The organism is Gordonia sp. KTR9 (assembly GCF_000143885.2).
In the GTDB taxonomy this organism is placed as follows: domain Bacteria; phylum Actinomycetota; class Actinomycetes; order Mycobacteriales; family Mycobacteriaceae; genus Gordonia.
Window position 1 is genome coordinate 2,415,095 of record NC_018581.1, and the last position, 23,296, is coordinate 2,438,390.

The following is a 23,296-nucleotide window of genomic DNA, read 5'->3' on the forward strand; positions in this document are numbered from 1 at the left end:
GATCGCCGACGAGTACCGTTCCATTCAAGCAGTTCAGGCCCGTCGATGTGGCGTCCGTGCCGAGTTTGTGGGTCGCGGAGCGAGCGGGCCGAATGTCACGGCGCCGGGAGCGGAGCGAGCGGGCCGAGTGTTCTCGACTAGCGTCGTGGTGTGCTTGTGGCCGTCGTCTTCGTTCCGAGTGCTCCGCTGCTCGTTCCCGAATTGGCCGGTCCGGCCGCGTCCGACACCGAACCGGTGCGTCGGGCCGCGCTCGACGCGGTCGCAGGCGTGGGCGAGCTCGGTGTCGACCGATGGGTGGCTCTGGGGACCGCCGACGAGGCGACCCCCGGCAGCGTCGGCGAGCCGGTGCGGGGGACCTTTGCGCGTTTCGGTGTCGACGTCCCCGTCATCACGGACACCGAAGCCCCGACGGATACGGCGGCCCCGACGGCTACGGCGCTCGACGGCGCAAGGCGCCGGATGAGCCTGTCGGTCCTCATCGCCGGCTGGGTCGCCCAGCGGATGTCACTCGGCCCGCTGCGCGTGTGCAGCGTCGGGTCGACGACGCCGCCCGCGGACTGCGTGGCGCTGGGTACGGAACTGTCCGCGCGCCTCGACGACGACACCGAGCGGGTCGGGGTCCTCGTGGTGGGCGACGGATCGACCGCGCTGACGGACAAGGCCCCCGGCGGGGGTCGTCGGGAATCCGCCGTGGAGCTGAACGACGCGGTCGTCGTCGCGCTCGCTTCGGCGGACACGACTGCGCTGGCGGCGCTCGATCCGCACGAGTGCGATGCCGAGGGCGTCGGTGGCCGGGTCGCGTGGCAGGTGGCGGCCGGGCTCGTCGGTGACCGGCCGGTCCGGGCGGAACTCGACTTCGCCGACGCGCCCTTCGGGGTCGGGTACGTGGTCGCGAGGTGGACCGTCGAGAACGGCAAGCGCCGGTGACTACGCCGCCCGTGCCCATCGCAGTCGTCGGCCCCACGGCCGGTGGCAAGTCCGACCTCGCCCTCGACCTGGCCGAACGGCTCGGCGGGGAGATCGTCAACATCGACGCCATGCAGCAGTACCGCGGAATGGACGTCGGGACCGCCAAGCTCCCGCCCGGCGAGCGCCGCGGCATCCCGCACCATCAGCTCGACGTACTCGACGTGACCGAGGTGGCGACCGTCGCGCGCTATCAGGAGGCCGCACGCGCCGACGTCGACCGGTTGCGCGCCGCGGGGCGGGTTCCGGTGATCGTCGGCGGATCGATGATGTACGTCCAGGGACTCCTCGACGACTGGCAGTTCCCGGCGACCGACCCCGAGGTCCGCCGACGCTACGAGGACATGCTCGACGAGCGGGGAGTGGGCGCGATGCACCGGTTGCTCGCCTCGGTCGACCCGGCCGCGGCGGCGACCATCCTCGACACCGACGCTCGCCGTATCGTGCGGGCGCTCGAGGTGGTCGAGTTGACCGGTGCGCCCTTCGCCGCGTCACAGCCCGTGATCGGCGAGCCGCGCTGGGGCACGATCATCCTCGCCCTCGACCGGGACACCGAGGAACTCGACGACCGGATCCGGCGGCGCACTCGGGCGATGTTCGAGCAGGGCCTCGTCGACGAGGTGGAGGAGCTCTGTTCCCGCGGTCTGCGGCAGGGACGCACCGCGTCCCAGGCCATCGGCTACAAGCAGGTGCTCGCGGCCCTCGACGGCGAGTACGACCTCGCGCAGGCCGAGGAACTGACGTTCATCGGCACCCGGCGGTATGTCCGTCGGCAGCGGTCGTGGTTCCGGCGCGATCATCGGGCCGTGTGGCTCGACGCCGCCGCACCCGACCTCCTCGACCGAGCGCTGCGTGTCGTCGACCCCGACGCCCCGTAGGCTGTTCAGCGTGACTTCCGCCCCGCAGAGCAGTGCGCGCGACGGCCTGCCTTTCGTCAAGGGCCATGGCACCCAGAACGATTTCGTGATCCTCGCCGACCCCGACGCCGCTCTCGCGCTCGACGCCGAGATGGTGGCCGCGCTGTGTGACCGGCAACGAGGGATCGGGGCCGACGGATTGCTGCGCGTCGCACGTTCGGATGCCCTGCTCGCCGCCGGCGTCCTCGACGCCCTGCCCGACGGGGTGTCGGCCGACGACTGGTTCATGGACTACCGCAACGGCGACGGCTCGGTGGCCGAGATGTGCGGCAACGGGGTACGCGTGTTCGCGCACTTCCTGCGAGCATCGGGACTCGTCGACACCGACACGTTCCCCGTCGGTTCCCGCGCGGGCGCCCGGGGAGTCACCATCCATTCGTTCGACGCGGTGCACGCCGAGGTCACGGTCGAGATGGGCGTGGTACGCCTGGACGGATCGTCGGTGGTCCGCATCGGCGACGACATCTATCCCGGCGCGATGGTCGACGTGGGCAACCCCCACCTGGCATGTGTCGTCGCGGACATGACCCCGGCCGACCTCGAGGCGGTCGACTTCGGCGCCGGCGTCACCATCGAGGCCGACGACTTCCCCCACGGCGCGAACGTCGAATTGCTGACCCCGCCCGTCGAGGGCCCCGATGGTGGTCTGAGCGCGCGGATGCGGGTCTTCGAGCGGGGCGTCGGCGAGACGCGCAGCTGTGGGACCGGGCTGGTCGCGGCGGCGCGGGCGGCGCTCGACGTCCGTGGCGCCGATGCGGGGGAACTGCGCATCGGCATCCCCGGCGGTGAGGTCACCGTGTCGATCCGTCCCGACGGATCGACCCTGCGCGGACCGTCGATGCTCGTCGCCGACGGGGTGCTGCGGCCCGGCTGGGCGCGCTGAGCACGATATTCGCGTGCTCGTATCCGGGCGGACATGAGACCATGGACCGCGTATGACCGAATCACGAGAAGACATCATGACCGCAGCCGATCTCGGTGTCCGGGACACCGCGGATCCGACCGGTGCGGGTCCGGCCGGTGCGGACCCGACCACCGGTGAACTCCAACTGTCCGAGCGCGCGTCTCTGCAACGCGTCGCGGGACTCTCCACCGAACTCACCGACGTCACCGAGGTCGAGTACCGGCAGCTCCGGCTGGAGCGGGTGGTCCTGGTCGGCGTGTGGACCGAGGGCAGCGCGGCTGCGGCGAAGGCCAACATGGCCGAGCTGGCCGCGCTCGCCGAAACAGCCGGCTCGCAGATCCTCGACGCGGTGATCCAGCGTCGGTCCAAACCCGATCCCGCCACCTACATCGGCAGTGGCAAGGCCGAGGAACTCCGCGAGATCGTCCTCGCGACCGGTGCCGACACCGTCGTCTGCGACGGTGAACTCACCCCCGCCCAGCTGAACGCGCTGGAGAAGGTGGTGAAGGTGAAGGTCATCGACCGCACCGCACTGATCCTCGACATCTTCGCCCAGCACGCGACCTCGCGGGAGGGCAAGGCGCAGGTCTCTCTCGCCCAGATGGAGTACATGCTCCCGAGGCTGCGCGGCTGGGGTGAATCGATGTCCCGGCAGGCCGGTGGCCGAGCGGGAAGCAACGGCGGTGTGGGCCTTCGCGGTCCCGGTGAGACCAAGATCGAGACCGATCGTCGCCGGATCCGGGAGCGGATGGCCAAACTGCGCCGCGAGATCCGCGGCATGAAGAAGGCCCGGACGACGAAACGTGCTGCGCGCAAGAGTGGTTCGATCCCGACGATCACCGTCGCCGGGTACACCAACGCCGGCAAGTCCAGTCTGGTCAACGCGATGACCGGTGCCGGGGTCCTCGTGCAGGACGCGTTGTTCGCGACCCTGGATCCCACCACGAGGCGCGCCACCCTCGATGACGGCCGCGCCGTCGTCTTCACCGACACCGTCGGGTTCGTCCGACATCTGCCCACCCAGCTCGTCGAGGCCTTCCGTTCCACCCTCGAGGAGGTCGTCGACGCGGACCTGCTGCTCCACGTGGTCGACGGCGCGGATGCCTTCCCGATGGCACAGATCTCGGCCGTCCGTCAGGTCATCAACGACATCGTCGCCGAGGAGGGCGTCACCGCGCCGCCGGAGTTGCTCGTCATCAACAAGATCGACGCCATCGACGGCAACCGCCTCACCGAGTTGCGCGGGGCGCTCGGCTCGGATGCGGTGTTCATCTCCGCCCGCACCGGTGAGGGACTGCCCGAACTCTTCGGGCGCGTTCGCGAATTCGTCGGGCGCGAGGACGTGGAGATGACCATCGAGGTGCCGTTCGATCGCGGCGACGTCGTCTCTCGCGTCCACAGCGAGGGCGAGGTCATCTCCTCCGAGCACACCGAGGCCGGCACGACGATGAAGGTCCGCGTCCCGGCCGCATTCGCGGGCGAGATCGCGGACCTCCGGGTCTGAGGGCCCCGCCGTCCGGGTCTAGTCCGCGTCGAGGTCCTTCTCGACGAGGGTGACGATGGCGTCGAGCGTGGCCTGATCGTCGGCCGTCACGACGACCCGGGTGCCCTTCTCGGCTCCCAGCGTCATGATCATCAGCGCCGACCCCGCGTCGACCGGGTCGCCGCCCTCGAGGCCCAGCGTCACCGGGTTCCCGGCTTCGGCGACCGCCTCGGCGATGATCGTGGCGGGGCGGGCGTGGAGGCCGACGGCGGAGCCGACGGTGGCGGTGGTGCTGGGCATGGGAACTCCTTCGGGTGGGTTGGGGTGTCGCGTGCGGTGGGTTGTGGTGCGATCCGGTGCCGGGGTCCGACCCGGATGTCGCGGGGTCGTGTGAACGTGTCGTCGTGGCGTCAGGCGGCGACCGCCTCTAGTTCGTCGAAGGCGACGGCGTCGCGACTGCGGTGGACCTGCTTGGCCGCGATCACCAGGACGGCGGACAGGACGGTACCGGCGACGAGCGCGACGAGGAACAGCACCCAGTTGTTCATCGCGAAGAAGACGAAGATGCCGCCGTGCGGGGCGCGGAGTTCGACACCGAACGCCATGATCAGTGCGCCGCTGAGTGCGCCGCCGGCCATCATCGACGGGATGACGCGGAAGGGATCGACCGCCGCGAACGGGATGGCGCCCTCGGAGATGAAGGAGGCGCCGAGAAGCCATGCGGCCTTGCCGTTCTCGCGCTCCGGTTCGGTGAACAGGCCGGGACGCAACACCGTGGCGAGGGCGAGCGCCAACGGGGGGACCATGCCGGCGCACATGACGGCGGCCATGATCTGGTACTGCGCGGTGCCTGCGGTCGCCGCGTCGGCGATGCCCGCGGTGGCGAACAGATAGGCGGTCTTGTTGACCGGTCCGCCGAGGTCGAAGCACATCATCAGGCCGAGCACGACGCCGAGGGCGATGGCCGATCCGCCGGACATGCTCTCCAGACCGCTGTTCATCTGCTCGGTCAGCCACGCGAGGGGTTTGCCCAAGACCATGTAGAGCAGTCCGCCGACGATCATGCTGCCGAACAGCGGGATGACCACGACCGGCATCAGGCCACGCGCCCACTGGGGCACCGGGGTTCGAGCGATCCACAAGCACACCACGCCGGCGATGAGACCGCCGATCAGTGCGCCGATGAAGCTGGCGCCGACCGCGAGCGAGACGATGCCGGCCACGAAACCGGGTGCGATGCCCGGGCGGTCGGCGATCGCGAAGGAGATGTAGCCCGCGAGCACCGGGACCGCCAGCCCCATGATCCCCGAGCCGATCGCGAAGCTCACCGCGCCCAGATACTGCAGGAGTCCGCCCGACGGCAGGTCCCAGAGGCTGTTGTTCAGCGCGATGAAGGCACCGTCGCTGAGGGTGCCGCCGTCGTCGAGGGTCGTGTTGGCGACCTCGTAACCGGCGAGGAGGAATCCGAGTGCGATGAGCAGGCCGCCGGCGGCGACGAACGGGATCATGTAGCTCACACCGGTCATCAGCGCCTGGCGCGTGCGGCCGGCGAGGCCGACACCTGATGCCGACGACTCGTCCCCGCCGGCGTCCGTGCCGTCGGCGGTGACCCGCGTCGCGTTCGGGTTGCGTCCCGCCGCGACCGCCTCGGCGATCATCGCGTCGGGCTCGTTGATCGCGCGTTTCACCCCGGACGCGATGACGGGTTTGCCGCTGAACCGGTTGCGGCCCTTCACCCCGACGTCGGTGGCGAAGATGACCGCGTCGGCCGAGGCGATCACGTCCGGATCGAAAGCGGTCGTGGCCGAGGACCCCTGGGTCTCCACCGCGAACTCGACACCGGCCCGTTCGGCGGCGTACTTCAGTGCATCGGCGGCCATGTAGGTGTGGGCGATCCCGGTCGGACACGCGGTGATCGCGACGATCCGCGGCTTCGCCGGTGACTGGTCCGGGGTCTGGTCCGAATCGCTACGGACCGGCGAGCTCTCGGCCTTCGCGGTCGACACCGCCGTGTCCGCGGTCGCCGGGGAAGCGGTTGCCGGGGCAGCCGGAGCCGGCGGCGCGGGATCGACGGCCTCGTTGACCAGCTCGATCACGCGCTCCTCGTTCTCCGCCGCGCGCAGCGAGGCCACGAAGTCGGGCCGGACGAGCGAGCGGGCCAGTGAGCTGAGGAGTTTCATGTGCGCGCTGGCACCCCCTTCGGGGGCGGCGATCAGGAAGACCAGGTCGGCCGGCCCGTCCGGTGCGCCGAAGTCGACCTTGCGGGACAGTCGCGCCATGGCGAGACTGGCCGCGGTCACCGACGCGGTTCGGGCGTGCGGGATGGCGATGCCGCCGGGAAGTCCGGTCGCGGACTTGGCCTCCCGGTCGAGAGCGGCCCGCGCGAGATCGGCGGGATCGGTGGTCCGGCCGGCCGCGGAGAGCGCATCGGCCAGGGTCGTGATGACGGCGGCGGGATCGCCGCCGGCGTCGACGTCGAGACTCACCGTCTGTGCGGTGATGATCTGCTCGGTCATGGGATGTCCTTCGGTGAACGGGGTGGAACAGGGCGGGGGTATCGGGCGGGCGGTCCGGGTTACGGGATGTGGCGTCAGGTCATGCGGGCGGCTCCCGACAGTTCGGTCACCCGGACGCCGGGGAGGTCGAGGTGGTCGGGAGTCGGAGCCTGTGTTCCCGCCAAAGAGGCAGCCGCGGCGCCGTACGCCACCGCAGACCGAAGGCACTCGGCGGGCGAGGCCCCGGTGCTCTGTGCGATGAGGAAACCGGCGAGCGAGGAGTCGCCCGCGCCGACGGTGCTGCGCGGGACGATCGGTGGAGGCGTCGCCGACCAGACGCCTGACGCGGTGACCAGGACGGCGCCGGCGGACCCGAGCGTTGCCAGGACATTGCCGCCGATCTGCTCCGCGATCGTGGTCGCGGCCTCCACCACGGGTCCGAGATCCTTGCGGGAGAGAGCGTCTCGGAGTATCGCCGGGTCGGCGCCGGTCAGCTCGGCGAGCTCGTCCTCGTTGGGTTTGATCAGGTCGACGCGACCGGCGACGACGGCACGGAGCGGAGCGCCGGAGGTGTCCACCGCGACCCGGCATCCGGCGAGGACGAGGTCGTCGGCGATCGAGCGGTACCAGTCATCGGGAACGCCGGGCGGCAGCGAGCCGCAGAGGGTGACCCAGTGCGCGGAGTCGGCGTGAGCGCGGACGAGTCCGACGAGTGCTTCGCGATCCTGCGTCGTCAGGGCGACGCCTGGCGCGTTGATCTTGGTGGTCGTCCCGTCCGACTCGGCGATGGTGATGTTGGAGCGGACCTCGCCGTCGACGGGCACCGCGTCGTAGGGGAGTCCGAGGTCGTCGAGTGCGGTGCGCAGCGGATCGCCCGACCGGGCGGGGAGCAGGGCACGGGTGGACAGACCGGCGGCCGCGACGACGCGGGACACGTTGACACCTTTGCCGCCGGGTTCGGTGCGGACCACGCCGGCACGCTGCACCTCGCCGCGGGCGAGCGGTGCGCCGAGTTCGAGGGTGCGGTCGAGGCTCGGGTTCGCGGTGACCGTCACGATCATGCGATCACCACCTCGACGCCGCGCGCGGACAGGGCCGCCGAGAAGGCCGGGTCGATCCCGGAGTCGGTGATGAGGACGTCGACGTCGTCGATCCCGGCGAACGAGGACAGGTCTTCGCGGTCCATCTTCGAGCTGTCGGCGAGCACCACGACGCGTTGTGCGGCCGCCACCATCGCCGCCTTCACCGCCGCCTCGTCGGGGTCGGGGGTCGACAACCCGTGGGACTCGCTCAGACCGTTGGTGCCGAGGAACGCGGTGGTGACGCGCAACCGGCGGAGTGCGTCCACCGTCTCGACGCCCACGGTGGCTTGGGTGAGACCGCGGACGCGTCCGCCGAGAGCATGGAGGCCGTCGGGATGGGTGCCGGCCAGCAGACCGGCGATGGGCAGGCTGTTGGTGAACAGGGTGAGTCTCCGATCCGGCGCGGTGGCCTCGGCGGCGCGGTAGGTCGTGGTACCGGCATCGAAGAGCACGGAACCGCCGTCCGGCGGCAGGAAGCGGATCGCCGCGCGGCCGATCGCGGTCTTCTGTTCGATCTGGCTCGACTCGCGCTCGTCGATCCCGAGTTCGCCCAGAGCCCGCATGACCTCGGCGCGGACGGCACCTCCGTGGACACGCTGCAGATGCCCGGCACGCTCCAGAACGGCGAGGTCTCGACGGACGGTCTCGCTGGTGACGTCGAATTTCTCGGCGAGCGCGGCCACGGATGCCCGCCCCGCGACGCGCACCTCGTCGACGATCGCCTGTTGTCTCTCCTCGGCGTACACATCGCTCCGATCTGAAGGTTCCAGCCACCCCGCTTGTTGAGGCGTGTTGGATTGGATGTTGTAGTAATTGTGTTTACGCCTGTTTGTGTTGACAAGTCAAGCACTTTTTGTAACGGTGGTCACATCGATAGTCGAGTGAGAGGCAAGACGATGGCGCAGATCCTGACAGGGACCCCGGTGGTCGGCGGACTGGCGCACGGTCCGGCGCTGTGGCCGGGCGAGCGGCCCGATCACTCGCCGGAGACGCTCGGCGTCGGCGTGGAGATCCCCGAGGAGCGCCGCGCCGACGAGGTGACGCGCTTCGCCTCGGCTGCCGGGGCCGTCGCCGCGCGACTGCGCACGCGCGCCTCCCAGAACACCGGGGTGGCCGCGGAGGTGCTCGCGGCGACCGCGGGGCTGGCCGAGGACCGGGGATGGATCGGTTCCGCGACGGCGCTCATCACCAAGGGCGCCTCCGCCGAAGCCGCGGCCGTCGCGGCCACCGAGCAGTTCGCGGCGGTGTTCACCAAACTCGGCGGGCTGATGGCCGAGCGGGTCACCGATCTCAACGACGTCCGCGACCGCGTGCTCGCCGAACTGCTCGGCCTGCCCGAGCCGGGTGTGCCGACACCGCAGGTGCCGTCGGTGTTACTCGCCGACGATCTTGCGCCCGCCGACACCGCCGGCCTCGACCCGGCGAGCACGATCGCGCTCGTCACCCGATTGGGCGGCCCCACCAGTCACACCGCGATCATCGCGCGGCAGCTGGGGATCCCATGCGTCGTCGCGGTCACTGATCTGGCCGAGATCGAGCCCGGCACAACCGTTCTCGTCGACGGAACAACCGGTCGCATCGAGGTCGAGCCCGATGCGGACACGGCCCGGGCACGCGTCGAGGAGGACCGGCGACGCGCCGAGGTCGTCGCCGGCTGGACGGGTCCGGGGCGCACCGCCGACGGCGTGGGTGTGTCAGTGCTCGCCAATGTCGCCGACGGATCGTCGGCACGGGCCGCGGCCGGACACCCCGTCGAGGGTGTCGGACTCTTCCGCACCGAACTCGCCTTCCTCGAACGCGCGGACGAACCGTCGGTGGACGAGCAGGCCGGGATCTACCGTGAGGTCCTCGGTGCTTTCGACGGGCGGAAGGTGGTGATCCGCACCCTCGACGCCGGCTCGGACAAACCGCTCCGCTTCGTGACGCATCCCGACGAGTCCAATCCGGCGCTGGGGGTCCGTGGGGATCGAATCGCCCTGGCGCATCCCGAGATCCGCGCACATCAGCTCGACGCGATCGCGCTGGCCGCCGCCGGCTCGAAGGTCGCGCCGTGGGTCATGGCGCCGATGATCGCCTCGCCGGCGGAGGCGCGTGTGTTCGCCGCGGAAGTCCGGGGTCGGGGTCTGGTCGCGGGGGTCATGATCGAGGTGCCCGCGGCGGCGATCCTCGCCGAGGCCGTGCTCGCCGAGGTGGACTTCGTGTCCATCGGTACCAACGATCTGACGCAGTACACGATGGCGGCCGATCGGATGTCGGCCGATCTCGCCGGGCTGACCGACCCGTGGCAACCCGCCGTGCTCAGCCTGATCGCGGGTGTCGCCGCAGCGGGTGTCCGACAGGGCAAGCCGGTCGGGGTCTGCGGTGAGGCGGCCGCCGATCCGAATCTCGCCTGCGTCCTCGTGGGTCTCGGGGTGACCTCGCTGTCCAGTGCGCCCGCCGCGGCCGCCGCGGTGGGGGCCAGGCTCGGTGCGGTGACCACCCAGGACTGCCGTGCTGCCGCCGACGCCGCGCTGGCCACGTCCGATCCTGCCGCGGCGCGCGAAGCGGCCGCGGCAGTGCTCGACCGTTCGGTCGGCGGAGAGGTCAGATTCGCCGCATCACGGTGACGACCTTGCCGAGGATCACGGCGTCGTTGCCCGGGATGGGATCGAACAGTTCGTTGTGCGGCATCAGCCACACGTTGGCGCCCTGACGCTTGAAGGTCTTCACCGTGGCCTCGCCGTCGATCATCGCCGCGACGATGTCGCCGTTGTCGGCGACGTTCTGCTGCCGGACCACCACCCAGTCGCCGTCACAGATGGCCGCGTCGATCATCGATTCGCCCACGACGCGCAGCAGAAACAGCGAGCCCTCGCCGACCAGCTCGCGAGGAAGCGGGAACACGTCCTCGACCGCCTCCTCGGCCAGGATCGGACCACCGGCCGCGATACGACCGAGGACCGGCACGAAGGTCGGCTCGGGTAGTTGACCGGCCGAGGGGGTCTCCGGCGACGGCGGCTCGCTCGGGGCGATGTTGACCGCACGGGGCCGGTTCGCATCTCGCTTGAGCAGGCCCTTGCGTTCCAGCGTTCGCAGCTGGTGGGCGACCGACGATGTCGAGGCGAGGCCGACCTCGTCGCCGATCTCGCGGATGCTGGGCGGATAACCGCGCTCGCGAACCGAGCGGCGGATCACCTCCAGGACCCCGAGCTGTCGCGGGGTGAGTGAGGCCTCGGCGGCGGCGACGTCGATCGGGGCCTCGTCGTCGACTCCCCGCGCTCGGCCGCGCCTGTCGCCGGTGTCACTCATGTTCGGTTCCTCTCGTCTTCGGAACGTGCAGGTAGATGGCCCGTGGGATGTCCGGTGGGGATGTTCAGCCGGGTCCGAGCCTAGCGGAGTGCAACCCTCACCTCAAACATTTGTTCGATGTGTCGCGAGACTTTGTCGGTGCGCCGTGCTACAAATTCGAACATCAGTGCATCGAACACCTGATCGAAGTTCGAACACCGACGGCACCACACATCACACCAGAAGATCTCACCCAGAGGATCTCGCACCGAACACTCGGAGGGCACCATGCGCACCGACACTCTCGTCGCTCCCGTCCGTACCGACCGTCCCGACACCGTTCGGGCGCGTACCGATCGCGCCGATCGCGTCCGGACCCGTGCCCCGCTGTCCGACGGTCGGCGCCCGGTCGACAACCGGCCGGCAGGCAACCGCCCGGCGGGCGGGTCACCGCTGACCCCGCGTGTCGGCGCCACGAGCTGCGGATCGGCGGTGGGGTCCAGGGGCCGGGGCCCTCTCGCGCCGGACGCCGCGGTGTTCCGTCGCCGTCGCCGCACCGCGGTGGCGGTCCTCGCCGGCGTCGGGCTGGCGTTCGTCGTGTGGGTGTTCGGCGTCGTCGGCCAGAACTACTCGGACTCGATGACCCCTGCCGCCGTGAGTGCGGAGGTCGTCCACGTGCGCGCGGGGGACTCCCTGAGCACGATCGCCGGCCGGGTGGCGCCGGAGATGCCGCGCGAGATCGTGATCGACGAAATCGTCGCGATGAACGATCTGCCCACGAGTGCGCTGCAGGTGGGTCAGCCCCTGCTCACCCCCCGGTACCGCTGAGGCCGGGCGGTATCCTCGATGTCACAGGGGCCGGCCGAGAAGCGGCGGAGCGCACGGATTCGTTGCGTTTCAGCGTCCCGCGACCTGCGTGAGGACACGATGCGCTGCCCCTTCTGCAAGAACGACGACACCAAGGTCATCGACTCGCGTGTCGCAGACGAAGGGCAGGCCATCCGACGCCGCCGCTCGTGCGTGGAGTGCGGCCGCCGTTTCTCGACCGTGGAGAGCGCCGTGCTCGCCGTGGTCAAACGCAACGGTGTGACCGAGCCGTTCAGTCGCGAGAAGGTGATGCGCGGTGTCCGACGCGCCTGTCAGGGCCGACACGTCGCCGAGGACGCACTCGCCCAGCTCGCCCAGCAGGTGGAGGACACGGTGCGCGCCAGCGGATCGGCCGAGATCCCCAGCAACGAGGTCGGTCTGGCGATCCTGGGTCCGCTCCGCGATCTCGACGAAGTGGCGTACCTGCGGTTCGCCTCGGTGTACCGGTCGTTCGACTCGGTGGAGGATTTCCAGCGCGAGATCGACGACCTGAAGTCGGCGTCCGGCGGGCGGGCCGACACCGTCTCAGCCGAGCCGGTCCAGAGCTCGTAGGACCCGTTTCTCCGAGACGGGAAACGCGGTACCGAGACGCTGGGCGAACAATCCCACCCGTAGTTCCTCGACAAGCCACTGCGCTTCGTCGTCGACGATCGCCCGTCGGTGTTCCGGCACCTGTTCGAGTCGTTGGGCCCACCGTTCGACGACTCGATCGATGACCGCCACACCGGCCTGGTCGCGCGCTGCCGACCCGGGCAGCGCCTCCAGACGTGCCTGCGCACCTTCGAGGTAGCGCGGCAGGTTCTCCAGGTGCCGTCGGGCGGTGGCTGCGACGAATCCGTCGAACACGAGGTGGTCGATCTGCTCGGCGACGTCGTCGGCGGCCAGCGAACCGGCGTGCCGGTCGATCGCCGCCCGGACCGGCGCCATTCGTTCGAGCGCCGCGACGGCGAGCGAGAAGTAGTCCGGCGCGGCCTCCGTGATCCGTGGCCGGATACGCTCCAGGAATTCCGAAAATGCTTGTGGCGAGCGAAGAGCCGTCAGCTCGGCGTCGTCGACGCCGGCGACGGTATCCCGGATGGCCCGTCGTGTGCAGTCGGCGAGCAGCGCCTCGGTGTCCGCATACGGGCTCTGGCTCAGGGCGAGTCGCGCCGCCGGGCCCAGGGATCCCGCGATTCGCTTGTGCAGCGGTGGTATCGCCAGATCGAGGAGGGCGACGATGCCGCGACGCAGCAGCCGGTCGCGGGTCTCGGGAGTCGCCGCGTCGACGGCGATGACGCCTCGCGTGCGTCCCTTCTCGTCGGACACCGCGTCGATCGTCGGGTACCTGGTCAGCCGTTGTCCGGCGACGTCGACCGTCTTCTGGTCGGCGAGCGTGCCGATCCCGTCGGCGGTCCAGTTCCGGTACAGCGTGCGTGACACCGTTCTCGGTGCCGCCGGCGTCCGGGTCTGCTGGAGCTCGGACAACGAGTCGGCCCGGGCGATGATCTGTCCGGATCCGTCGGCGACCGCGAAATGCATCCGAAGGTGTGCCGGTACCCGGTCGGTGTCGAAATCGGCTGCGGTGACCGTCATCCCGGTGATCGCGGAGAGTTCGCGAGCGAGCCCCGCGGTCAGCGGTTCCTTGCGTGGGGTGAGCCGGCCGAGGGCCGCCTCGGCGAACCGTTGGGCGGGGGACATGCTCTTGCGCAGCTGTTTCGGCAGGGTCTTGACCAGCGCGGTGGCCAGTTCGGTACGCATCCCGGGGACCGACCAGTCGAAGCCGACCGGGCGGATGTGGGGGAGCAGTGCCTGTGGGATGACGACCGTGACCCCGTCGTCGGGTGCGCCGGGCTCGAACCGGTACCGCAGTTCGAGCCGTGTGTCGCCCTGCTGCCATGCGCCGGGGTAGTCCGTCGGAGCCACCTCGGTGCCACCCGTGACGTCTTCGGGACGCAGGTCGAGCAGATCGGGCTCGGCCCGCCGGGCCTTCTTCCACCAGGTGTCGAAGTGACGTGCGGAGGTGATGTCGGGCGGTAGGCGCCGGTCGTAGAACTCGAAGAGCTGATCCTCGGTGATCACGAGACCGCGGGTGCGCGTGCGGTTCTCGACATCGGTGGCGGCGTCGAGGAGATTGCGGTTGCGCTCGAAGAACCCGTGTTGCGTCCGCCAGTCACCCTCGACCAGGGCGTGCCGGATGAACAGCTCGCGCGAGACCTCCGGGTCGATGGGGCCGTAGTCGACGCGCCGACGGGCGACGAGGGGGACCCCGTAGAGGGTGACGCGCTCGTAGGCCATGGCCGCGCCGCGTCGGGCGGACCAGTGCGGCTCGCTGTGGGTGCGTTTGACCAGGTCGCCGGCGAGGCGCTCGGCCCACAGGGGATCGATCCCGGCGACGGTGTGCGCGAAGAGCCGCGACGTCTCCAGGACCTCGGCGGCCATGATGAAGGCCGGCGGCTTCTTCGCAAGGGACGAGGCGGGGAAGATGAGCAGTGTCGTGTTGCGCGCGCCGGTGAACTCGCGGCCCTCGGTGTTGCGGGCGGCGATGTTGCTCAACAACCCGGACAGGATGGCCCGGTGGACGGCGTCGGCGTCGAGCTCGGTCGCCGCGACCGACCAGTCGAGGTCCTTGACGATCTCGGTCAGCTGTCGATGGAGGTCCTGCCATTCCCGGATGCGCAGGAAGTGCAGGTACTCACGCTCGCACATCCGACGGAAACCGCTGCTGGACATCGCTTTACGCTGTTCGCCGAGGTATCGCCACAGCTCCACGTACGACAGGAAGTCCGACTGGGGCACGACGAAGCGCCGGTGCTGGGCGTCGGCGGCCTCGCGGTGTTCGGCAGGCCGTTCCCGGGGGTCGGGGAGGGACATCGCGGCGGCGATGACGAGAAGGTGATCGAGGCAGCCGAGCTCGTGCCCGGCGATGAGCATCCGGGCGACCCGGGGATCGACCGGAATCCGCGACATCGACCGGCCGATCGGGGTCAGCCGCGGGGGGCCGCCCTCACTCGGGACGGTGATGGCGCCGAGTTCGGTGAGAACACCCATCCCGTCGCGGATCGCCCGGTCGTCGGGCGGTTGGACGAACGGGAACTCGGCGATCTCACCGAGCTTGAGGGAGGTCATCTGCAGGATGACGGCGGCGAGATTGGTGCGCAGGATCTCCGGGTCGGTGAACGCAGGCCGGGACTCGAAGTCGTTCTCGCTGTAGAGGCGGATGCACACACCCGGCGCGACGCGACCGCAACGACCGGCGCGCTGCCGGGCGCTGGCCTGCGACACCGGTTCGATGGGAAGGCGATTGACCTTCGTCCGGGTCGAGTATCGACTGATCCGGGCGGTGCCGGTGTCGATGACATACCGGATGCCGGGCACGGTGACCGAGGTCTCGGCCACGTTGGTCGCCAGCACGATCCGGCGCCCGTCGGAGGGGGCGAACACCTTCTGCTGCTCGGCGATCGACAACCGCGCGTACAGCGGCACGATCTCGGCAGCCGGCCCCTTGCCGCCGACGGTGCGGCGACGCAGCGCGTCCGCGGTCTCCCGGATGTCCCGTTCGGTGGGCAGGAACACGAGGATGTCGCCGCGGCCACCCGCCCACAGTTCGTCGACGGCGGCGTCGATGCCCTGGATCTGGTCGAGGTCGGCGTGTTCGCCACCGCCGGCGTCGTCACCGTCGTCGGGCCGCTCCTGCAGGCTCAGCGGACGGTAGCGGATCTCGACCGGATAGGTGCGGCCCGAGACCTCGATGACCGGGACCGACGCCGAGGGCGTGCTGAAATGCCGTGCGAACCGGGCCGGCTCGATCGTCGCCGAGGTGATGATCACCTTGAGATCCGGACGCCGGGGCAGCAGCCGGCGCAGGTATCCGAGGATGAAGTCGATGTTGAGGCTGCGCTCGTGCGCCTCGTCGATGATGAGGGTGTCGTAGCGGCGCAGCATCGGGTCCGTGGCGATCTCGCGCAGCAGGATGCCGTCGGTCATGACCCGGACGAGGGTGTCGGCACCGGACCGGTCGGTGAACCGTACGGAGTAGCCGACCGCGTCGCCGAGTTCGGTCTCGGTCTCGTCGGCTATGCGTCTGGCGACCGAGCTCGCCGCGATCCGGCGGGGCTGGGTGTGGCCGATCGACCCACGGATGCCGCGGCCGAGTTCGAGGCAGATCTTCGGCAGCTGGGTGGTCTTGCCCGAGCCGGTCTCGCCCGCGATGACCACGACCTGGTGGTCACGGATCGCCGCGGCGATCTCGTCCCGGGCCGCCGAGACGGGGAGCTCGTCGGGGAATCGAAGGACCGGCACGCTCGCCCGCCGCCGGTCGAGACGGGCACGTGCTTTGTCGACGTCGGTGACGAGCTGCTGCCACTTCGGGGCATCGGGACGCGCCGAGAGCCGGTCGATGCGACGCCGCAGCCGGTCGGCGTCGACGAGGCCCACGTCGTCGAGTGCGCCGAGGAGGTCCGTGCGCGAGACGCTCGATGCATCTGTGGACGAGGCACTTCCCGAGGACGGGGAGGGGGAGGAAGACGGGGCCGACATGATCTCTCCAGGATATGGGTCGGTGCGGACCGGAGTTCACCCCAGTGGCCGCGCACGGCGCGCAGACCGGCATCATTGGGGCCATGGCTGATGGTTCGAGCACGGGAACTCCCGGATCGCTGTGGCACGGTTTCGCCGACATGGGGGCGGTGACCGCGAGTGGACCGTTCGTCGTCACCAGGGGCGAGGGCGCACGGATCTTCGACCGCGCCGGCAACTCCTACCTCGATGCGACGGCCGGGCTCTGGTTCACCAACGTGGGCCACGGACGTACCGAGATCGCCGACGCCGTCGCACGACAGCTCGGCACCATCGCGCACTACTCGAACTTCGGTGACATCGCGAGCGACCCGACGCTCCGCCTCGCCGAGGAACTCGGCCGGATCGCACCCGTGCCCGGGTCGAAGATCTTCTTCACCTCCGGCGGCAGCGACTCGATCGACACCGCGGTCAAGCTCGCCCGCCGCTACTGGGTGGAGCAGGGACGCGAGTCCAAGCGGGTCGTCGTCAGCCGCACCAAGGCCTACCACGGGATGCACGCCGCGGGCACCTCGCTGGCCGGCATCCCGCTGAACCACGACGGGTACGGCGAGCTCATGCACGACGTCCAGAACGTCGACTGGGACGACGCCAAGAGCCTGCTCGGACTCGTCGAACGCGTGGGCGCCGACAACATCGCCGCATTCTTCTGCGAACCGATCATCGGCGCCGGGGGCATCTACCTGCCGCCGGAGGGGTACCTCGCCGAGGTGCGCGCCATCTGCCGGGACCACGACATCCTCTTCGTCGTCGACGAGGTCGTCACCGGATTCGGCCGTATCGGTGGCGAATCCTGGTTCGCCTCAGCGCGATTCGGACTCGAACCGGACATGATCACCACCGCCAAGGGGCTCACGTCCGGGTATGTCCCGATGGGTGCGGTGTTCATCGCCCCCTGGATCGCCGAACCGTTCTTCGCCGGCGGCGTGTGGTGGCGGCACGGCTACACATATGGCGGGCACGCCGGCGCGGCGGCGGCCGCCCTGGCCAACCTCGAGATCATCCGGCGGGAGAACCTCCTGGCCGAGGCGACGCGTCTGGAAGGCGATCTCGCCGCGGCGTTGTCACCACTCGCCGACCTCGACTCGGTCGCCGAGGTCCGGACCGGACTGGGCGCGGTCACCGCGGTCCAGCTGGCCGACCCCGCGACGGCCCCGGCGGCGGTGCTGAAGCTGCGCGAACACGGGGTGAGCACGCGGGCCGCCGGGCAAGGTGCGCTGCAGGTCTCGCCCGCCTTCGTGATGACGACCGCCGAGGTCGGCGAACTCGCCGACCGGATGCGCGCGGCGCTGAGCTGACGCACCAGACCACGACATACGACAGGGCCCGGCTGCTGAACGCAGCCGGGCCCTGTCGTTGTTCTACGTGCGGTGGATCAGGCGTTGGCGAGCACCTCGGTGGTCGCGATCGCCTGGGCGACGCCGCTGACGATCGACGCGACCTTGAGCGCCTCGAAGATCGCCTCACGGTCGACGCCGGCCTCGCGCAGGGTGTTCTCGTGTGCGGCGACGCAGTGGCCGCAGCCGTTGATCGAGGACACCGCGAACGACCACAGCTCGAAGGCGGCCTTGTCGACGCCGGGGTTGCCGATGATGTTCATCCGCAGGCCGGGCCGCAGGTCGTCGTACTTGCCGTCGAGGAAGCCGCGACCCCGGTAGAACACGTTGTTCATACCCATGATCGACGCGGCGCCCAGCGCCGCGTTGTAGGCCTCCGCGGAGAGCGTGTCGGCGGCCTCGTCGGCGATCTCGCTGAGCACCTTCGCATTTCGCGTGGCGGCAGCGGTCGACAGCAGGGTTCCCCACAGCTGTTCCTCGGTCAGCGCGGTGGTGCGGCTGATCGAACCGAGGTTGAGCTTGAGATCCTTGGCGTACTCGGGGAGTGCTTCCTTGAGATTGTCGATGCTCATCTGGTCTCCTCTCAGACGCCGGCCGTCATGAGCTCGCCGGCGTCGATCGTCGGGTCGCCCTTCTTCCAGTTGCAGGCGCACAGTTCGTCGGACTGCAGCGCGTCGAGGACACGCAGGACCTCGTCGACGTTGCGGCCCACCGAACCCGCGGTGACCGACACGAACTGGATCTCGTTGTTCGGATCGACGATGAAGGTGGCGCGATCGGCGACCCCGTCGGCGTTGAGAACGCCTGCCGCGGTGGCCAGTTCACGCTTGAGGTCGCTCAGCATCGGGAACGGGAGGGTCTTGAGGTCCTCGTGCTGTGCGCGCCACTGGAAGTGGACGAACTCGTTGTCCACCGAGGCGCCGAGCACCTGGGTGTCGCGGTCGGCGAACTCGTCGTTCAGCTTGCCGAAAGCGGCGATCTCGGTCGGGCACACGAAGGTGAAGTCCTTCGGCCAGAAGAACACGACGCGCCACTGGCCGGGGTGGTCGTCGGACGAGACGGTCGTGAAGTAGTCGTCGGGCTGCTGGGCATTGACCTTGCTGAGGTCGCCACCGATGACGGCGGTGAGGTTGTAGGCGGGGAACTGGTCACCGATGGTGAGCAGGGGCATGTTTCGCTCCTTCAGCTGGTGAATGTAGTGAAATTGCGCGCGAACGAGTTTCGCGAGGTACGAGTACCATCGTGCCGGATTTCGGCCAAAAGCGAAACGTGATGATTAGCACTACACTGATAGGCATGCCCGATAGAACTTATCAGCCGACCGTCGCGGGTCTGCGTGCCTTCGTCGCCCTGGCTCACCGTCGCCACTTCGGAACTGCCGCAACAGATCTCGGTGTCAGTCAGCCCTCGCTGTCGCAGGCGCTGTCCGCGCTGGAGGCCGGTCTCGGAGTGACCCTCGTCGAACGCACCACACGGCGTGTCCAGTTGACCGCCGACGGTGTCGAGCTCCTGCCGCGGGCGATCGCGGTGACCGAGGCCGTCGACGAGTTCACCTCGGCGGCCGCGGGCGCCGGACAGCCGCTGCACGGGGCGCTGCGGCTGGGTGTCATCCCGACGGTGGCGCCGTATGTTCTGCCGACACTGCTGCGCGGGCTCTCCAGGCGGTTCCCCGACCTCGTGCCCCGCGTCGTGGAGGAACAGACCGCGCGGCTGGTCGAACAGCTGCGTACCGGCGTCCTCGACGTGGCACTGCTCGCCCTCCCCGTCGACATGCCCGGCATCGTCGAAGTCCCGATCTATCGCGAGGATTTCGTTCTCGCGCTCCCGTCCGGGCATGCGCTCGCCGGACGCCGCCGCGTCGACCCCACCGCACTCGCGGAACTGCCCCTGCTCCTCCTCGACGAGGGACACTGCCTGCGTGACCAGGCCCTGGAGGTGTGCCGGCTCGCGGGCGTGCGGCCCGACCTCGGACAGACCCGGGCAGCGTCGCTGACCACGGCGGTGCACTGCGTCGTCGGTGGTCTCGGCGTGACCCTCATCCCGCAGACGGCGGTCGCGTCGGAGACGGCGTCGGGCGATCTGGCCACCGCGACGTTCGCGGCCCCTCGTCCGGGTCGACGGATCGGCCTGGTCTTCCGGGCCTCGGCGCGACACGACGAGGCTTACCACGAACTCGCCTCTGTCATCGGCGATCTCGTCGGTGCAACCGGCGCCGTGACCCCGCTCTAGACCGGGTCGCCGGCCGGCTCGATCGACGCGGCGGCGGCTGCCTGCGCGGCGAGGGCCTCCCATTCGTCGACGAGGCTCGAGTCGACATCGCGGACCATGGTGCCCAGATCTTCGACGATCCGCTCGATCTCGGGCGTCACCACGCTCGTCGGAACACCCTGGCGCAGGACGCGATAACAGTCCGACAGATAGCGCAGCAGCACGCCCTCGCTGCGGGCGAGCCCGTACGCGGAGATCAGCTCCGTGAACGTCATGGCCTTCTCCAGCATCTCGCGGAGAACGGATTTCGGCGCAGGCGGGAACGACGACACCCATGGATGGCCGCGACGATAGATGTCGAAGGCGGCGAAGATCTCCTCGGCCAGCGGCTGCGGCCAGGTGATCTCCTCGAGTCGCGACATCCGTTCCTCGTACTCGATCCCGTCGGCCTTCATCTCGGCGATCGCGGCGTCGCGCGCGACCTTGCGCTGCGCGAGCAACAGCGGCCGCGGGTTCTCCAGCGTCGATTCGAGGACGGAGACCACATCGAGCGCGTAGGTCGACGACTCCGGGTCGAGGATCTCGAAGGTCGCCAGCGCGAAGGCGGACAGCGGGTTGGTCAACGCGAAGTTCTCGGGCATGTCGACGCTCAGGGCGATGTGCCGGCCGGTGTCGTCGGGTTCGTCGAGTTGCACGACGATGCCCGCGTCCCGCAGCCCGCGATAGAGCTCGATCGTGTGCTTGATGGTGCGCAGCTGCCGATCGCGCGGCTCGTGGTTGTCCTCGAGGAGGTGGCGTACCGCGGCGAAGCAGTCACCCGGCCGCCCGAGCACCTCGAGCAGCATGGCCGTCGTCATCTGGAAGTGGCTGCGCAGCGGCTCGTCGGGAGCGTCCATGAGCTGGGTGAACGTCTTCTCGCCCCACGACACGAAACCCTCGGGGGGCTTCTTGCGCACCAGCTTTCGCAGCTTCTTGGGATCGTCGCCGGCCTTGGCCACCGCCCGGGCGTTCTCCACGTCGTGATCGGGGGCCTGGGCGACGACGTATCCGATCGTGTCGAACCCGGCACGCCCGGCGCGACCGGCGATCTGGTGGAACTCGCGGGCCCGCAGACGACGGACCCGGCGTCCGTCGTACTTGCTCAGGGCCGCGAACAGCACCGTGCGTATCGGCACGTTGATCCCGACGCCGAGCGTGTCGGTGCCGGCGATGACCTTCAGCAGACCCTGCTGGGCCAGACGTTCCACCAGGCGGCGGTACCGCGGGAGCATGCCGGCGTGATGCACGCCGATACCGGCGCGCAGCAGTTTGGACAGGGTGTTGCCGAAACCGGTGGAGAACCGGAAGTCGCCGATGGCCTCCGCGATCGCCGCCTTCTCGGTCTTGTCGCAGATGCGGACGCTGAGCAGGGCCTGCGCGCGCTCGACGGCGGCGGCCTGGGTGAAGTGCACCACGTAGACCGGCGCCCGGCCCCGATCGACCAGTTCCTCGATCGTCTCGTGGATCGGGGTCATCGCGTAGGAGTGCTCGAGGGGGACCGGTCGCTGCGCGCCGGTGACCTCGACGGTCTCGCGGCCGGTGCGGCGGGTCAGATCGTCGACGAAGAACGACACGTCGCCCAGCGTCGCCGACATCAGCAGGAACTGCGTCGACGGCAGTTCGATGAGGGGGACCTGCCACGCCCAGCCGCGGTCCGGTTCGCCGTAGTAGTGGAACTCGTCGGCGACGAGGGTGCCGATGTCGCTCTCCCCGCCCGCGGCGAGCGCGAGGTTGGCGACGATCTCGGCGGTGGCGCACACGATGGGCGCGTCCGCGTTGACCGCGGCGTCGCCGGTCAGCAGACCGACCTGGTCGGCGCCGAACATCGCGCACAGCTCGAAGAACTTCTCGCTGACGAGCGCCTTGATCGGGGCGGTGTAGAACGCGCGCTCGCCGCGGCAGCGCGCGAAGTACAGCGCACCCGCCGCGACGAGTGATTTGCCCGAGCCGGTCGGCGTCGCCAGGATCACGTGGCTGCCGGCGAGGAGCTCGAGGAGCGACTCCTCCTGATGGGCGTAGAGGTCGAGTCCGTGCCCCGTCCACCAGTCGGTGTACCGCTCCAGGGCGGCGTCCTCGTCGTCGGTGGGGACCAGGACGTGGGGTGCGGGAATCGGGGCGGTGTCCGGGATCAGATCTGTGATCGTGGACCCTCGTCCCCGGGGCCCGCCTCGCCGTCACCGGTGTGCTCGGCCAGGAACCGCTCGAGTTCGGCTCCGAGTTCGTCGCCGCTGGGCAGCGATTCCTCGGCGGCGAGCAGCGATGCCCGTTCCTGTGCGGCCTGGGTGAACGTGTCGTACTGGGTCTCCAGCGCGGCCACCACCGACTCGATCTCGGTGTTTCCCTCGACCTCGGTGTCGACCTGTGCGCGCACCTTCTCCGCGGCGCTGTCGAGAGCGGCGAGCGGGAGGTCGAGGCCGGCGAGTTCGGCGACGGCCGCCAGCAGCCGTGCCGACGCCGCCGGATAGTTGGTCTGGGCGAGGTAGTGCGGGACGTGCACGGACAGACCCGAGGCACGGTAGTCGTGCTCGCCCATCCGCAGCTCGAGCAGCATCGACGCACTGGCCGGCAGTTTCATCGCCGATCCCCAGCGGGGCAGGTCGCCCAGGGCGTCGGGATCGCTGCCGTGTGCCGTGATCGACGGCGGGCGGGTGTGCGGCACGGCCATCGGGATCGCGTTGAGACCGATGACGTCGGTGACACCGAGACCGTCGCTGAGGCGACGGACCGCATCGACGAACTGTTCCCACCGCAGGTCGGGTTCGGAACCGGCGAGGAGCAGGAAGCCCTTGCCGGAGTTGTCGCGGATCGCGTGGAGGGCCAGCGACGGCATCTCCACGTCCGTGAAGGTCTCACCGCTGAACGAGATGGTCGGCCGGCGCGAGCGGTAGTCCATCAGCTCGTCGGAGGAGAAGGTGGCGACCAACTCGGACTCGAGGCTGTCACGCAGGTGCGCGGCGGCCAGTGCGACCGCGTGTCCGGCGTCGGCGAACCCCTCCAGCGCGTGGATCAGTACCGGTCCCGTACCGTCGGTCCGGCTCACCTGCGGAGCGGGAAAGGCGAGTTCATACAGCGCGTCGTCGCGCGCAGGCTGCTCGTCCACGTCGTCCCTCCTTCTGCTGGCAGCTGTCTGAAGAGACAGCTGAACATCCATTGTCTCGCACCCGGGTGCCGAGCGTC

At 69.8% G+C, this 23,296-nt stretch carries 19 protein-coding genes; 9 read left to right on the plus strand and 10 right to left on the minus strand.

What is annotated here, in order from left to right:
* Positions 1-156 precede the first annotated feature (156 nt).
* The 4 genes from KTR9_RS11765 to hflX are packed head-to-tail and all read left to right on the plus strand — an operon-like array spanning position 157 to position 4,291.
* Positions 157-927, plus strand: coding sequence for a hypothetical protein (locus KTR9_RS11765; RefSeq protein ID WP_014926548.1), 771 nt, complete (start codon positions 157-159; stop codon positions 925-927).
* On the plus strand, positions 924-1,844 hold the full coding sequence (gene miaA / locus KTR9_RS11770) for a tRNA (adenosine(37)-N6)-dimethylallyltransferase MiaA (RefSeq protein WP_014926549.1): 921 nt from the start codon (positions 924-926) through the stop codon (positions 1,842-1,844). Before KTR9_RS11765 ends, miaA begins: the two co-directional genes overlap by 4 nt.
* Positions 1,845-1,854: 10 nt before the next feature.
* Complete coding sequence (gene dapF, locus KTR9_RS11775; protein WP_014926550.1) at positions 1,855-2,766, plus strand: diaminopimelate epimerase; 912 nt, start codon at positions 1,855-1,857, stop codon at positions 2,764-2,766.
* Positions 2,767-2,818: 52 nt separating this feature from the next.
* Positions 2,819-4,291: a GTPase HflX gene (gene hflX, locus KTR9_RS11780; RefSeq protein ID WP_010840853.1), complete on the plus strand. Its 1,473-nt coding sequence runs from the start codon at positions 2,819-2,821 to the stop codon at positions 4,289-4,291.
* 18 nt (positions 4,292-4,309) lie between these two features.
* Here the strand turns inward: hflX and KTR9_RS11785 are convergent, their stop codons facing one another.
* From KTR9_RS11785 to KTR9_RS11800, 4 genes are all read right to left on the minus strand, one after another.
* A complete protein-coding gene (locus KTR9_RS11785) occupies positions 4,310-4,570 on the minus strand; it encodes an HPr family phosphocarrier protein (RefSeq protein ID WP_010840854.1) in 261 nt (86 codons plus the stop codon).
* Between the two features lie 110 nt (positions 4,571-4,680).
* Positions 4,681-6,786 carry a PTS fructose transporter subunit IIABC gene (locus KTR9_RS11790; protein ID WP_014926552.1) on the minus strand — a complete coding sequence of 702 codons (2,106 nt, stop codon included), beginning with the start codon at positions 6,784-6,786 and terminating at the stop codon, positions 4,681-4,683.
* A gap of 74 nt (positions 6,787-6,860) precedes the next feature.
* A complete protein-coding gene (pfkB, locus tag KTR9_RS11795; RefSeq protein ID WP_014926553.1) occupies positions 6,861-7,826 on the minus strand; it encodes a 1-phosphofructokinase in 966 nt (321 codons plus the stop codon).
* Complete coding sequence (locus KTR9_RS11800) at positions 7,823-8,593, minus strand: DeoR/GlpR family DNA-binding transcription regulator (RefSeq protein ID WP_010840857.1); 771 nt, start codon at positions 8,591-8,593, stop codon at positions 7,823-7,825. The genes pfkB and KTR9_RS11800 overlap by 4 nt, the downstream gene beginning before the upstream one ends.
* Before the next feature lie 150 nt (positions 8,594-8,743).
* Between KTR9_RS11800 and KTR9_RS11805 the strand changes: the two genes are divergently transcribed.
* The gene (locus tag KTR9_RS11805; RefSeq protein WP_014926554.1) at positions 8,744-10,453 is read left to right on the plus strand and encodes a phosphoenolpyruvate--protein phosphotransferase; all 1,710 of its coding nucleotides are present in this window, start codon (positions 8,744-8,746) and stop codon (positions 10,451-10,453) included.
* Here KTR9_RS11805 and lexA read toward each other — a convergent pair.
* The gene (lexA, locus tag KTR9_RS11810) at positions 10,431-11,135 is read right to left on the minus strand and encodes a transcriptional repressor LexA (RefSeq protein ID WP_010840859.1); all 705 of its coding nucleotides are present in this window, start codon (positions 11,133-11,135) and stop codon (positions 10,431-10,433) included. The two genes, KTR9_RS11805 and lexA, sit on opposite strands and share 23 nt — an antisense overlap.
* A 267-nt stretch (positions 11,136-11,402) precedes the next feature.
* Between lexA and KTR9_RS11820 the strand changes: the two genes are divergently transcribed.
* Together KTR9_RS11820 and nrdR are read left to right on the plus strand one after the other, a co-directional pair.
* The gene (locus tag KTR9_RS11820; RefSeq protein WP_010840861.1) at positions 11,403-11,942 is read left to right on the plus strand and encodes a LysM peptidoglycan-binding domain-containing protein; all 540 of its coding nucleotides are present in this window, start codon (positions 11,403-11,405) and stop codon (positions 11,940-11,942) included.
* A 99-nt stretch (positions 11,943-12,041) separates the two neighbouring features.
* On the plus strand, positions 12,042-12,533 hold the full coding sequence (gene nrdR / locus KTR9_RS11825) for a transcriptional regulator NrdR (protein ID WP_010840862.1): 492 nt from the start codon (positions 12,042-12,044) through the stop codon (positions 12,531-12,533).
* Here nrdR and hrpA read toward each other — a convergent pair.
* The gene (gene hrpA / locus KTR9_RS11830; protein ID WP_014926555.1) at positions 12,507-16,496 is read right to left on the minus strand and encodes an ATP-dependent RNA helicase HrpA; all 3,990 of its coding nucleotides are present in this window, start codon (positions 16,494-16,496) and stop codon (positions 12,507-12,509) included. The two genes, nrdR and hrpA, sit on opposite strands and share 27 nt — an antisense overlap.
* A gap of 83 nt (positions 16,497-16,579) precedes the next feature.
* Between hrpA and KTR9_RS11835 the strand changes: the two genes are divergently transcribed.
* Entirely contained in the window at positions 16,580-17,833 is a 1,254-nt protein-coding gene (locus KTR9_RS11835; protein WP_044507877.1) for an aminotransferase family protein, read from the plus strand.
* 77 nt (positions 17,834-17,910) lie between these two features.
* On the opposite strand, the gene KTR9_RS11840 is transcribed toward KTR9_RS11835, so the two are convergent.
* Together KTR9_RS11840 and KTR9_RS11845 are read right to left on the minus strand one after the other, a co-directional pair.
* A complete protein-coding gene (locus tag KTR9_RS11840) occupies positions 17,911-18,444 on the minus strand; it encodes an alkyl hydroperoxide reductase (protein ID WP_010840865.1) in 534 nt (177 codons plus the stop codon).
* Between the two features lie 11 nt (positions 18,445-18,455).
* Positions 18,456-19,043, minus strand: a complete 588-nt coding sequence (locus tag KTR9_RS11845) for a peroxiredoxin (RefSeq protein ID WP_010840866.1) — start codon at positions 19,041-19,043, stop codon at positions 18,456-18,458.
* A gap of 125 nt (positions 19,044-19,168) precedes the next feature.
* On the opposite strand from KTR9_RS11845, the gene KTR9_RS11850 reads away from it, so the two are divergent.
* Entirely contained in the window at positions 19,169-20,101 is a 933-nt protein-coding gene (locus tag KTR9_RS11850; RefSeq protein WP_010840867.1) for a hydrogen peroxide-inducible genes activator, read from the plus strand.
* Here the strand turns inward: KTR9_RS11850 and KTR9_RS11855 are convergent.
* Together KTR9_RS11855 and KTR9_RS11860 are read right to left on the minus strand one after the other, a co-directional pair.
* A complete protein-coding gene (locus KTR9_RS11855) occupies positions 20,098-22,089 on the minus strand; it encodes a DEAD/DEAH box helicase (RefSeq protein WP_014926558.1) in 1,992 nt (663 codons plus the stop codon). The genes KTR9_RS11850 and KTR9_RS11855 overlap by 4 nt on opposite strands.
* A gap of 158 nt (positions 22,090-22,247) precedes the next feature.
* Positions 22,248-23,219 (minus strand): PAC2 family protein, encoded by a 972-nt coding sequence (locus KTR9_RS11860; protein WP_010840869.1) that lies wholly within the window; start codon positions 23,217-23,219, stop codon positions 22,248-22,250.
* Positions 23,220-23,296: the final 77 nt, after the last annotated feature.